Origin of the sequence: Aquicella lusitana (assembly GCF_902459475.1) — a bacterium.
Taxonomy (GTDB): domain Bacteria; phylum Pseudomonadota; class Gammaproteobacteria; order DSM-16500; family DSM-16500; genus Aquicella; species Aquicella lusitana.
In genome coordinates this window covers 1,612,876-1,625,666 of the sequence record NZ_LR699114.1, presented here as the reverse complement: position 1 = coordinate 1,625,666, position 12,791 = coordinate 1,612,876, and the positions used below count along the sequence as shown (strand labels likewise).

General features: G+C 45.0%; 12 protein-coding genes and 2 pseudogenes. 9 read left to right on the top strand and 5 right to left on the bottom strand.

The genetic code is table 11. The annotated features are described in order from the left end of the window. Positions 1–75 precede the first annotated feature (75 nt). The 3 genes and pseudogenes from rnt to AQUSIP_RS12605 form a co-directional block, all read left to right on the top strand. Positions 76–681: a ribonuclease T gene (gene rnt, locus AQUSIP_RS07480; RefSeq protein ID WP_148326090.1), complete on the top strand. Its 606-nt coding sequence runs from the start codon at positions 76–78 to the stop codon at positions 679–681. 137 nt (positions 682–818) lie between these two features. Next, positions 819–950 (top strand): annotated as a pseudogene (locus AQUSIP_RS12610) (ribonuclease T); the annotation flags it as partial. A gap of 138 nt (positions 951–1,088) precedes the next feature. Next, positions 1,089–1,220: pseudogene (locus tag AQUSIP_RS12605) on the top strand (ribonuclease T); the annotation flags it as partial. A gap of 253 nt (positions 1,221–1,473) precedes the next feature. On the opposite strand, the gene AQUSIP_RS07475 reads toward AQUSIP_RS12605, so the two are convergent. Then, positions 1,474–2,844 carry an LbtU family siderophore porin gene (locus AQUSIP_RS07475; protein WP_114833652.1) on the bottom strand — a complete coding sequence of 457 codons (1,371 nt, stop codon included), beginning with the start codon at positions 2,842–2,844 and terminating at the stop codon, positions 1,474–1,476. 685 nt (positions 2,845–3,529) lie between these two features. Here AQUSIP_RS07475 and AQUSIP_RS07470 point away from each other — a divergent pair. Then, on the top strand, positions 3,530–4,657 hold the full coding sequence (locus AQUSIP_RS07470) for an IS4 family transposase (protein ID WP_232058605.1): 1,128 nt from the start codon (positions 3,530–3,532) through the stop codon (positions 4,655–4,657). A 244-nt stretch (positions 4,658–4,901) separates the two neighbouring features. On the opposite strand, the gene AQUSIP_RS07465 is transcribed toward AQUSIP_RS07470, so the two are convergent. Further along, entirely contained in the window at positions 4,902–5,507 is a 606-nt protein-coding gene (locus AQUSIP_RS07465) for a peroxiredoxin (protein WP_114835344.1), read from the bottom strand. A 232-nt stretch (positions 5,508–5,739) separates the two neighbouring features. On the opposite strand from AQUSIP_RS07465, the gene AQUSIP_RS07460 reads away from it, so the two are divergent. The 3 genes from AQUSIP_RS07460 (at position 5,740) to AQUSIP_RS07450 (ending at position 8,389) form a co-directional block, all read left to right on the top strand. After that, positions 5,740–6,111, top strand: coding sequence for an EamA family transporter (locus tag AQUSIP_RS07460; protein ID WP_114835343.1), 372 nt, complete (start codon positions 5,740–5,742; stop codon positions 6,109–6,111). A 15-nt stretch (positions 6,112–6,126) separates the two neighbouring features. After that, complete coding sequence (locus AQUSIP_RS07455; protein WP_114835342.1) at positions 6,127–7,278, top strand: DegT/DnrJ/EryC1/StrS family aminotransferase; 1,152 nt, start codon at positions 6,127–6,129, stop codon at positions 7,276–7,278. Between the two features lie 97 nt (positions 7,279–7,375). After that, the gene (locus AQUSIP_RS07450; protein ID WP_114835341.1) at positions 7,376–8,389 is read left to right on the top strand and encodes a bifunctional UDP-4-keto-pentose/UDP-xylose synthase; all 1,014 of its coding nucleotides are present in this window, start codon (positions 7,376–7,378) and stop codon (positions 8,387–8,389) included. A 111-nt stretch (positions 8,390–8,500) separates the two neighbouring features. On the opposite strand, the gene AQUSIP_RS07445 is transcribed toward AQUSIP_RS07450, so the two are convergent. From AQUSIP_RS07445 to AQUSIP_RS07435, 3 genes are read right to left on the bottom strand one after another with little or no spacing between them, the layout of a single operon-like run. Further along, on the bottom strand, positions 8,501–9,079 hold the full coding sequence (locus AQUSIP_RS07445; RefSeq protein WP_114835340.1) for a pentapeptide repeat-containing protein: 579 nt from the start codon (positions 9,077–9,079) through the stop codon (positions 8,501–8,503). A 6-nt stretch (positions 9,080–9,085) separates the two neighbouring features. After that, positions 9,086–10,357 carry a UDP-N-acetylglucosamine 1-carboxyvinyltransferase gene (gene murA / locus AQUSIP_RS07440; protein ID WP_114835339.1) on the bottom strand — a complete coding sequence of 424 codons (1,272 nt, stop codon included), beginning with the start codon at positions 10,355–10,357 and terminating at the stop codon, positions 9,086–9,088. Positions 10,358–10,359: 2 nt separating this feature from the next. After that, a complete protein-coding gene (locus AQUSIP_RS07435) occupies positions 10,360–10,623 on the bottom strand; it encodes a BolA family protein (protein WP_114835338.1) in 264 nt (87 codons plus the stop codon). A 259-nt stretch (positions 10,624–10,882) separates the two neighbouring features. Here AQUSIP_RS07435 and ampE point away from each other — a divergent pair, with 259 nt between their 5' ends. Beyond that, positions 10,883–11,728, top strand: a complete 846-nt coding sequence (ampE, locus tag AQUSIP_RS07430) for a regulatory signaling modulator protein AmpE (protein WP_114835337.1) — start codon at positions 10,883–10,885, stop codon at positions 11,726–11,728. Positions 11,729–11,750: 22 nt separating this feature from the next. Next, the gene (locus AQUSIP_RS07425) at positions 11,751–12,713 is read left to right on the top strand and encodes a cobalamin-binding protein (protein ID WP_147277511.1); all 963 of its coding nucleotides are present in this window, start codon (positions 11,751–11,753) and stop codon (positions 12,711–12,713) included. Positions 12,714–12,791: the final 78 nt, after the last annotated feature.

The following is a 12,791-nucleotide window of genomic DNA, read 5'->3' as shown; positions in this document are numbered from 1 at the left end:
TGAGAAAGGTAGATGATGCACCTGTTATACTACCCCCCTATTTTAGTGAAAACTTAGTTTTTGGCCAGAGAAAAGATGAATAATAGAACAACACGCTTAGCCCGCCGTTTTCGAGGATTATTACCGGTTGTCATAGATGTAGAAACATCGGGGCTAAATCCGGCAACAGATGCATTGCTGGAAATCGCAGCAGTCCTGCTTAAGATGGATGAGGGAGGCAAATTCCACCGGCAACAAACAGTCGCCTATCATGTTGAGCCCTTTCAAGGCGCACGCCTTGAACAGGAGGCATTGGAAATTAACGGGATTGATCCTTTTTCTCCCTTGCGGCTCGCTATTCCCGAAAGCCAAGCGCTTTATCGAATTTTTGCTGCAGTTAGAAAGCAACTGGAAGAGACAGCCTGTTATCGCGCAGTGCTGGTTGGACATAATGCCTGGTTTGACCTGAATTTTATTTTGGCAGCAACCAAACGCGCGGGTATACGGTATCACCCCTTTCACACTTTTACTACCTTTGATACTGCTTCACTTTCCGCACTCACATTGGGAGAAACAGTACTGGCACGAGCTGCCAGACGAGCGCGGGTTTCTTTTGATATCCAACAAGCACATTCAGCGATTTATGATGCTGAGCGCACGGCGGAGCTTTTTTGTCATATTGCGAATCGGCTAACAATTTAGCGGGTAGTTTATTAAACCGGACCTTGGCCATTTTGAAAAGCATTCACAAAGCTGTCATCCTGAGCGAAGCGAAGGATCTCCTTTTGTACATCGGGAGATCCTTCGAGCAAAAAACGCTCTCAGGATGACAGCGTTATCGAACCATACTGGCACGAGCTGCTAGACGAGCGCGGGTTTCTTTTGATATCCAACAAGCACATTCAGCGATTTATGATGCTGAGCGCACGGCAGAGCTTTTTTGTCATATTGCGAATCGGCTAACAGTTTAGCGGGTAGTTTATTAAACCCGGACCTTGGCCATTTTGAAAAACATTCACAAAGCTGTCATCCTGAGCGAAGCGAAGGATCTCCTTTTGTACATCGGGAGATCCTTCGAGCAAAAAACGCTCTCAGGATGACAGCGTTATCGAACCATACTGGCACGAGCTGCTAGACGAGCGCGGGTTTCTTTTGATATCCAACAAGCACATTCAGCGATTTATGATGCTGAGCGCACGGCGGAGCTTTTTTGTCATATTGCGAATCGGCTAACAATTTAGCGGGTAGTTTATTAAACCGGACCTTGGCCATTTTGAAAAGCATTCACAAAGCTGTCATCCTGAGCGAAGCGAAGGATCTCCTTTTGTACATCGGGAGATCCTTCGAGCAAAAAAACGCTCTCAGGATGACAGCGTTATCGAATCATTTTGTAAAAATGGCCAAAGTCCAGTTTAAGCAAAGTTAAATAAACGCACTCAAATTTTCAGACAAAAAAAGCCCGCTCGAGGCGGGCTTTTTTCCCATTGTCTGGGTTTAGCTGAATTGAACACCAGCGCGTAAGGAAACAAGGTTCGTGTTGTTGCCGGAACCGCCATTTCCTGTGCTATAGGCATTGTCATGATCCCACTCAATGCCAAGGTTAGTGCTCTTCCACACATCGATGCCGTAGCCAACCAGATAGCGGTTTTTCGGCAGGTTAAGACCAGCAGCTTCGCGAGAAGTTTGATAACCCAGATAAATGTTCTGGTTTCTATCCCAGACATTAAATCCGTAACCACCCTGAATGCCTGCAGCCCATGGTTTAGCACCGGATCTGCCTGCAATTGGTGCGCCAGTGATGACACCGCCAGTCAGGTCAGCAATACCGTTCTTCGGCAGGTCGTTGACGTTAAAGCGTTGCAGAGCCTGCGTATAACGTGCGCCCAGCGAGAAAGGTCCGCTGTTGACATCGCCATACAGCGCGTAAGCGCCTACGCGATTACGATAAGTACCAGTGTTGCCCAGTGTGCCGCCCAATGTATTGAAGTTCACTACGTTGTAAGCAACGTCGTTCACGCCAATCATGTTGTAGATATAACCTGCACCCAGATCAAAGCCAAGCTGATCGTTGTTCTGGTCATAGCCTACAGCAGCGGTGTAGTTGGTTGGGCTGGAGGTGTTGCCCATTTTATTGATTGGATCATCAAATGCTGCGATAGAACCATGGAAACCATTAGCAATAAAGCCTGCTCGGATAGAGGTCGCCAGGGTTTTGGTCATGACTTGCGTCATGCTTTCAGTGATCGGATGAATCTCGTAACGGCCATAATCTTGGAATTGCTTACCGACTTGAACGAAGATCGGAGAGACATCAAAGTTGCCGAAAGTTGCATAAGCTTGTTCAAGCTGGATGACATTTGATGCGTTGCCGTTGATGTTGTTGGCATAGGCAGCGTTGTATTCAGCGGCACCCCAGAGTTTATAGATAGAAGGGTTCACGTTGGTGGTTGGGTTGCTGAAGCTTAAGCTTGCGAAACCTTTTGCCCAATCATTCACATCGGCAGAAACGTTAATGTAAGCATCATTCAAAGACAAACGCTGATAGTTTTCACCCATGATATTGGCGTTTCTGTTACCCCATTTGCCAACGTCAACGTTGATGCCGCCGCTTACTTGAATTCGATTAAACCAGCCTGGGTTGCAGGGATTGGGTAATGCACGACCTACGTTTTGGGTCATTTCATCCATGGTAAGAGAAGCTGGGTTGATGGTGCAGACAGGTTCCTGGATTCCCATGTCTTTATAGTCATGGCGAACCGTTTGTTTCATATCACTCTTCATCATCTTATGAGTCTTGGCAGCGAATGCAGGGCCGCTGACTAATCCAAGTATGCTCATTGATGCGACAACGAGTTTTAATTTCATAGTTGTTGTATCTCCTTGAAATGATTAATCCGGACGAGTTTCAAAATTAACTCATGACTGTCCACCATTGCAAGCAAATTTTCTTACAAACATGCTAAAGCTGCACATTTTAGTTTACTTGCTAGCAATTTTTTATTCATAACATACAAAAATGCACCGTATAAAACAGGCAAAAATACCCGCTTATCATACATTTTTTGTAGAGGTGAGTTTATAGCAGAGATTCAATTTTTTTTAAAGATGTAAGTCACTTTATAAAATTAAAATAAAAAAAGTTTATAAAACTTTATTCATGTTATGAATAAAGTTTTATATTTTTTACAAGCTAATTCCCATTTATTGCTACGCTCACAATTACAAAGGTTACCTATTCCGTTGATGAAACTGTATTTGTCATTGCGAGCATAGCGAAGCAATCCAGACTCTCTTCGATATAAACCGCAAAAAAATAAAAAATTATAAAAGATTAAGCTTAAGCCAGTAATTTATATCGGGGCCAACAAGCAAAACGGACACACTTCACAATGCTGTCATCCTGAGCGAAGCGAAGGATCTCCCGATGTACAAAAGAAGATCCTTCGCTTCGCTCCACTACTGTCCGGTGAACCAGATTAAAAATTGATCGTCCTTGGTAAAGCGCTATGATAGCGCGCTAAACACCACATTTAGCACCAAGGACGAACTGATGAAAGATACCGTTTTTCAACGATTATTAAAACCCGTTACAAAAAAATTAATGAAGGAATGTATAGAACGCTTTCGATCTGATCATCGTTATGAATCATTTAATACATTTGAACATTTAAAAACGATGATTTATGCACATATTAATGAAATTAAAAGCTTACGCACGTTAGAGGTTGCGATAAACAGTCAAAAAATTGGTATAAAAACGCAAGTAAAACGCTCGACCTTAAGTGATGCCAATCGAAAACGACCAGCCGAAAGTTTCTTTTGGATATTAGAACAGCTTATGTCTTTGTTACCCAGGAAAAAACATAAAGAAATAAAAAAAGTAATCAGGATATTAGATAGTAGCCCGATACAGCTAAGAGGCCAAGGGTACGATGAGTGGTCAAAGCAATATGCGACTCGGCATATACAAGGATTAAAACTACATGTTGAATATGATTTAGGATTAGATTTGCCCTTAAGGATGAAGTTGAGTCATCCAAATTGTAATGATGCGACGATGGGACAAAAATGGCCAATCCTTAAAAACACCCTTTATGTGTTTGATAAAGGTTACTACGATTACAATTGGTGGTGGAGCATCAACAAAAGGCAGGCTTATTTTGTGACTCGATTAAAGAAGAATGCGGCCATTGTTATAGAAAGCCGGCAAAAAAATACTCGCGAACCCATCTTACAAGATTGTCTTTTTAGAATTTCAAATAAAGTTCCACGTGGTGGAAAACGCATGGAATATAGCGAGACGCTGAGATATATAAGTGTAAAAAGAGAAGGAAAAACTCCTCTTATTTTGGTAACTAACTTGAAAGATTTACCAGCAGAAAATATTGCTAAGCTTTATAAAGCCCGATGGGAAATAGAGCTATTTTTTAAATGGATCAAGCAAAATCTTCGACTTAAAAAATTTCTGGGCCGATCTTCTAATGCGGTTAAAATTCAAATAGCAACAGCCTTGATTGCTTTTATATTGATACAAATATTTAAAAATGTTTCAAATGAGAAACGTTCATTACATCTCGTTTTAGTCTGGATCAGACATAATTTGCATGTTGCAGAATATCGCAATAGACAATACAAGCCTCCTATTTATTTAATTTCAAGGAGACCTGTTTATTTATGATACAGGTTCACCGGACAGTAGTGCGCTTCGCTCAGGATGACAGCATTATCGAGCATTTTGTAAAATAGCCAAAGTCCAGTTTATGAGATGCTATTACAATGCTTCCCGACAATGACAGGTGCAGTTTCATCAACGAATTACCTAACCTTACGCAGAAATGAAAGCATTATCGAAAATAACATGACAGGAAAATAAAAAACCCGCCAAGCGGCGGGTTTTTTTGTTACAGATATCATGAAAATGATTATAATTGCCCAGCTTCGTCAGCAAGGAACTTTGCAATTCCTTCAGAAGTCGGTTTGATACCCGTTTTACCTTTGGTCCAGCCTGCGGGACAAACTTCGCCATGTTTTTCATGAAACTCTAATGCATCAATCAGACGCAAGAGTTCATCTACATTACGGCCGAGTGGTAAATCATTCACGATTTGAGAACGGACGATGCCTTGCTTATCGATGATGAACGCACCACGTAACGCAACATGTGCAGTCGGGTGCTCGACGCCATAAGCCTGGCAAATTTGATGGTTGACGTCTGCGATGAGTGGATAACGGACTTGACCGATGCCGCCGCTTGCTACAGGTGTATTGCGCCATGCGTTATGGGTGAATTGAGAATCAATAGAGATTCCCATCACCAGCGCATTGCGTGAGGTGAATTCTTCAATTCGGTTATCGAGCGCGATTAGTTCTGAGGGGCAAACAAAAGTAAAGTCTAAGGGGTAAAAAAAGACGATACCATATTTTCCGTCAATGGCTTCATGAAGGTTGAAATTAGGGTTGATTTCTCCATTCGCCATCACTGCTGCCGCTGTAAACCCCGGCGCTTTTTTGCCAACGAGTAATGTCATGGTGTAGATTCCTCTTAACTCTTTATTAATCAAATAAATACAGATATTGGTTTGCTTGTAGGCCATCTATTATAGCTTAATTTGCTGGGAAATGTGTAAATTGACTAAAAATTTTGTATTATGCATCTCTTGCTTGCGTCATATTCCGCCCCTGGGTCCGGATTGCTATATACCAATATATATAAGGATAAATAGAGCCTGTTCCTGGTGGTTTTGAAGAGAGGTGTCAGTTATGCAGATATTTGCACTCATCCTGCTGGGGGTGCTGTTAAATGCGGGTGCCCAGCTTATGCTGAAGGCGGGGATGAGCCGAATCGGTCATTTTGAATTTAGTGCAGCCAATGTGATTCCGATTGGTGTCAAAGTAGCGGGGAATTTACCCATCATTTCGGGCCTGTGCATGTACGTGATCAGTGTCGTGGTTTGGCTGCTGGTATTATCGCGCGTTCAGGTCAGCTTTGCTTATCCCATGCTAAGTATAGGTTATGTAGTCAATGCACTGGCTGCGAATTATTTTTTTGGTGAGCCATTAACGTCAATACGCATATTAGGGATTTTCGTCATTATTGCGGGCGTCTATCTGGTCGCCCAAAGTAGTTCATAAAGAAAAGGGGATATTATGTCTGAAGAATTTTTACCATTTTCGCGCCCGTCTATCAGTCAGGCCGCCATCGATGAAGTTGTTGCCTGCTTAAAAAGCGGATGGATTGCAACAGGTCCGCGGGTGAACCAATTTACTGAAAATCTCAAGAGGTATTTTGATGCACCGCATGTGCTGCCATTAACGTCCGCAACAGCCGGTTTGCATGTTGCCCTGCTCGGAATGGATCTTGCGCCAGGGGATGAAGTGATAACAACCCCACTCACCTTTGTCGCCACATTGAATACGATTGTGCTGGCGGGCGGCAAGCCTGTTCTGATCGATATTGATCCTGGCACTTTAAATATGGATATGAACAGACTCGCGGATGCAGTCACTGATCGTACACGTGTCATTATGCCGGTTCATTTTGCCGGTCTTCCCGTGGACTTGGATCCTGTCTATGAAATAGCGGAACAGCGCGGACTTCGTGTGCTTGAAGATGCAGCGCATGCGATTGGTGCTGAATATAAAGGTAAACGTATTGGCAGCTTTGGTGACACGCAGGTTTTCAGCTTTCATCCTAACAAAAACATGACTACAGGTGAGGGCGGTTGCGTCGTTACCCGTGACCAACAGCTTGCAATGCAAATTGAACGGCTGCGTTTTCATGGCATCGACAGACAAGCCTGGAACCGTTACAGCAAGGGAGGCAGCCAGGATTATGAAGTGGTCCTGCCCGGCTATAAATACAATATGATGGATATACAAGCTGCGATTGGCATTCATCAACTTCAGGAATTGGGCGGCTTTATTGCTCGCCGCAATGAACTGGCGAATCGCTATCAGGAAGCCCTGTCTGACTGGCCGCAATGGACGCTGCCCAAGCGACCGCCTTATGAACATCTGCATGCTTGGCATATTTATACACCGCTTATCAATGAAGAAATCACGGGCATGAATCGTGATGAATTTATGCAGGCTATGAAAGAAAAGAATATAGGTACAGGTTTGCATTACCGTGCTGCGCATTTATATCCTTACTATCGTCAGGCATTTGGTTTTAATCTTGGCGATTTCCCGCACGCGGAAGACGTATGCGAACGCATCGTCAGTCTGCCGCTCTTTCCGGGCATGACAGATGCCGAACACGATAAAGTGCTCGATGTGATGTATGGTATTTTTAATTAAAAAATAAATAGGGGATGACAATAATTTGGCAATTTTTTAAAACGCTATAGTCAGCAGTATTAATCTGTCAGATCCCTTTCTTATAGGAGTGTGTTTTATGAACGTTTTAATTCTGGGTGCGAACGGTTTTATTGGCAGCCATTTAAGCGAAGCAATTCTTGCGCAGACTGATTGGCAGATCCATGCCATGGACTTAGCGCAGGATAAAATCGAGACTTGTCTGCAGCATCCGCGTTTTCATTTTGTAAGTGGCGATATTACCAAGCAGAAAGACTGGATCAGGGAACGCATTCAGCACTGTGATGTGATCCTGCCACTGGTTGCGGTTGCAACGCCGGCGCTCTATGTGCAGGACCCTCTGCGTGTGTTTGAACTTGACTTCGAAGCTAACCTTGAAATTGTGCGCCAGTGCGCTGAATATAAAAAACATGTGATCTTCCCCTCTACCTCAGAAGTCTATGGCATGTGCCCTGACACTGAATTTGACGAAGAAAACAGTAACCTTGTTACGGGCCCCATCAATAAGGAACGCTGGATCTATTCCACTTCGAAACAGTTATTGGATCGCGTGATTTATGCTTACGGCAAACATAAGGGATTATCTTATACCTTATTTCGTCCTTTTAACTGGTATGGTCCGCGTCTTGATAACGTGTTTAATCCCAAACCCGGCGGGTCGCGCGTGCTGACGCAATTTATAGGCAATATCCTCCGCGGTGAAAATATCAATCTCGTTAACGGCGGTTCGCAGCAGCGTTGCTTTACTTATGTTGGTGATGGCGTTGATGCTTTATTACGCATCATCAAAAATAAAAATGACAGTGCGCGTAATAAAATTTTCAATATTGGGAACCCATCCGAAAATATTTCCATACGCAAACTTGCGGAGACACTCATTAGCCTCATTACACAGTCTTATCCTAACTATGCCGAGCGGGCGAAATCCGTGCAGCTGGTTGATATTGACGCACAGCAGTATTACGGTGAAGGCTATCAGGATGTGTCATTGCGTGTGCCTTTGGTTCGCCATGCAAATGAGCAGTTAGGCTGGACACCGCAAGTCAGCATGGAAACAGGATTGCGGGCGACACTGGATTTTTATTTGAATTAACAGCGTGTAATCATTCCCTCATCTTGTGACCAGATGAGGGAATGAAAGTCTTTTGTTAGAAAGCGCAAACCGCAGGCATAACAACCAAATCCCTGATGCATGTCAGCGTGACTATCCGCAACTTATCTTCCTATCCGTCACGGAATCATACCCGATGATATCGGCAGTCATCGTATTGATAAACGTTGCGCCCGAAATGACGGCCTCTGTAAAGTTGGATCGGGTTAAATCCGCTTGGTTGAGATTGACACACGTGAGATCGGCTTTGATAAAAAGGGCTTGTTGCAAGTTGGCAGTGGTTAAGGTGGCGAAGCTTAAATCTGCGCCGGATAGATCGGTTTGATGCAGTTCGGCGCCGCTTAGGTTTGCATGCTGCAAGTTGGCGCTGGTCAAGACAGCTTGATTGAGTCTGGCATTTGCCAAATTGGCATAGCTTAGATTTGCGCCGCTCAGGTTCATTTTTGAGAGATCAACGCCTGATAAATTGCTGTGAGATAAATTTGCCCGTTGCAAATCAATCTTGCCGGGGATGAACGAATAATTTCGCAAATCCACATTGGATAAATCCAGATAAGTACTTTGAGCTTTCTTTAATTCGACCAGCTTATCCAGGTCACTCTGGTTTGCACCCTGAGCAAGCAAGGGAAGTAACAGAAGCGAAAATAACCATCGGTATCCTTTCCGGTTCATGTCATTTTATTCCTTTGAGTCTGATGGCAAACGATTAATTTGCGCGCCAAGCTGTGCGAGCTTTTCTTCGATGCATTCGTAACCGCGATCAATATGATAAATCCGATCGATAGTCGTTTCGCCCTTGGCTGCCAATCCAGCCAGCACAAGGCTTGCGGATGCACGCAAGTCAGTGGCCATGACGGGTGCGCCATGCAGGTCATCGGTTCCCGTGCAGATGGCGGTATTGCCTTTGAGTGCAATATGGGCGCCCATGCGCTGCAGTTCCTGTACATGCATAAAGCGGTTTTCAAAAACGGTTTCTGTAATCACGCCAGTGCCCTGGGCGACCGTGTTCACCGCCATCATTTGTGCCTGCATGTCAGTGGGAAACGCTGGATAAGGAGCCGTACTGATATTGACAGCTCGCGGACGGTTGCCTTTCATGTCAAGCATGATCCAGTCCGGCCCGGTGTCAATGAAAGCACCCGTTTCCTCAATTTTAAGTAGGACAGATTCGAGTAATTCCGGCCGGGTATTTTTGAGTTTGATTTTGCCGCGGGTAATGGCCGCTGCGGCCAGATAGGTGCCTGTTTCAATCCGATCAGGGAGAACTTGATAACGTCCGCCACCCAGTTCGTCGACGCCTTCAATGATAAGGGTGGACGTACCTGCGCCGCGTATGTGTGCTCCCATAGTGTTAAGAAAGTTAGCCAGATCTTCCACTTCAGGTTCGCGTGCTGCGTTGTGGATAATGGTTTGTCCTTTGGCGAGAACGGCTGCCATCATGATATTTTCTGTGCCGGTGACGGTCACAATATCCATTACAATGGTTGCGCCGTTCAGCTTTTTGGCTGTGGCTTTGATGTAACCATTTTCAATGCGAATGTCAGCCCCCATGGCCCGGAGCCCTTTCAGGTGCTGGTCCACAGGACGGGTACCAATCGCACAGCCCCCAGGCAGAGACACTTCTGCTTGCCCAAATCGGGCCAACAGTGGTCCCAGCACCAGTACCGAAGCCCGCATGGTGCGGACTAATTCATAAGGTGCATGGAAGGAATTCAATTTTCCTGCGTCTACTTCTATATTGGAACGCTCATCCAGCGTGATGCGCACACCCATTTGTCCGAGCAGGCTAACAATGGTCGTCACATCCTGCAAATGCGGGATATTGCTGATCTGAATGGGAGAACTATTCAGTAGTGATGCGGCAAGAATCGGCAGCGCTGCATTTTTGGCGCCGGAAATTTTAATTTCGCCATTTAAGGGGTGTTGGCCTTTTATGATCAGCTTTTCCATAATCAGGATTCCTCTGCATTCAGATCGTCTTTGAGTTGTTGCCATTCTTCCGGTGTAAAGGTGGTAATGGATAAGGCATGCAGCCTGCCGTCCAGCAACTGGGCTCTTACTGTATCATAGACTAGCTGCTGCTTTTGTATGCGTGATCGGCCGGCAAAGACGGGGCAGATGACGGCAGCCGTAAAATGAGTGCCGTCACCTTCAACATACGCTTCCGAGCCTTTTAAGCCCGCTTCAATTAAGTGTTTAATTTCTTCTGGTTGCATGATTGTTTATTGTATACACAAGATTAATAAAGGTGCCATTTTTTAATATTTCTGGCGGATTTGCAATGAAATTTGCATAAAATGCTGTTGATCCATAAACCTTCGGTCGCTCGCGGCCGGGGTTGACCAGGGAGAAATGGATTTGCTTTTTACTTGCGATGGCGATTTATGTTTATAAAATTCACGTTATAATACACGCCAGGCTGAAAAAGAGATCAGGGGCCCGCTTTTGACAGGGCTATTTAAAAGGAAAACTGCAATGACCTTTATTGTGATTTTAATTGCCTTATTAATTGAGCGGTTTTTTGACTGGAGCCATCTGCGTCAATGGTCCTGGTATCATCGGTATGAGAACTTGATCAGTGAGCGCCTGCCCGGCAAGTCGCCTTATCTGACGCTTTTGTTAACTATCCTGCCCTTGCTCATTGTCATTGCCATCATTGATATTTCACTGAAAGGCTGGTTATACGGGTTTATCAGGCTTCTGTTTCATCTCTTTATCCTGCTGTATTGTCTTGGTCCTCAGAACCTTTGGGCCGATGCTTTTTCCTGTATCAACGCGCTGACGCAAGGTGATGCACATTTTGCAGCGGATAAATTAAAAACTTCATTTGGCATTACCGACACCAGTTATTCCCAGTCGCTGCACCAACATCTTCTTAACAATATTTTTGTGGAAGCGAATACCCGTGTGTTTGCCATTGTATTCTGGTACTTGATTTTGGGTCCTGTGGGTGCAGTTTTATACCGGACGGTTGCCTTGTCTTCGTCAGAAATGCCAAGAGAGGACATGACACCCACTCTGTCGCAAACAGCCCGTCTCATCAAGGCGGTCCTGGATTGGGTGCCCGTTCGCCTCTTTACTTTCATTTTTGCTTTGGGCGGCCATTTTGTGCATGTGTTGTCATGTTGGCAGAAAAAAGTCTTGCAGGGTTTATCAAGCAGCGAAGCTCTATTGACGGAATGCGGGCAGGCAGCGCTTGGCAATGAGGAGCAGGGCAAAATTCCCGAGGACGGTTCTGCAGAACGAGCGGCTATCCACCTGCTGGATCGTGTATTTGTGATTGTGCTAGTAATTGTTGCGCTTATCGCATGGGTTGTGTGAACTTAGACCGGCCGGGTTTTTTTTGAATAACATTAATCCTACTTTTAGTCGCATCATGAAAGTGAAGGCTTACTTGTATGACAAGCCGTTGTTATGCCGCCATCTGCGATGGGAGAAAACGGCTGCCTGGTTGTTTATTTCCGCGATTTTTTATCTGCTTTTCTCTCCTCTGGTATACGCAGCCTGTGAAGTGACAGATGATATGGGCAATAAGGTGCGCCTGAATCAACCCGCACAGCGCATCATCAGTCTTGCGCCTGATATCACTGAAATATTATTTGCAGTCGGCGCAGGTCAGCAGGTAGTGGGGGTGATCAGCGGTAGTGATTATCCCGAGGCAGCACGACATCTTCCTGAAGTGGGTTCGTACAGCGGCATCGATCTTGAGCGGATCATTTCCCTGCATCCCGATTTGATCGTGACATGGAGCAATACTTTTGCGCGCCAGCTGATGGCGCTTAAAAAAATGCACCTGCCGGTTTATACGACAGAACCTCGCCATCTAGAAGATGTGCCGCACACAATGATTAATCTCGGCTGCTTGACTGACAGAACAACAAGCGCAAATAAGGCGGTTAAACAATATAACGCGCGTCTTAAGGCAATACGCGAGCGCTACCATGCAAAAAAACCTGTGACGGTTTTTTATCAGATTGGATCTTATTCTCTTATTACTATTAATAAAGATAGCTGGATTAACCAGGTCATTACGCTTTGCGGCGGGCGTAATATTTTTGCTGATAGCAGGACCCTCGCGCCTGAAGTAGGTTGGGAAGCTGTGGTCACTGCCAATCCGGATGTGATTGTGAGCAGTGCCACCAGTGAGGATTGGAAATCGCGTTGGGCAAACTGGCCAGAAATGGCCGCGGTAAAAAATCACTTACTCTTTACAGTGAATCCAGACTGGATTGACCGGGCAGGCCCGCGGTTGCTGGACGGCGCCGCTCAGCTCTGCGAGTATCTTGAGTCCGGGCGCAAAATCTAAACAAAAATCCAATATAATCATTTAAATAACGCAAACTTATTCCTGTTTTTCGTGATTGGCGATCATTAGGCTATAATA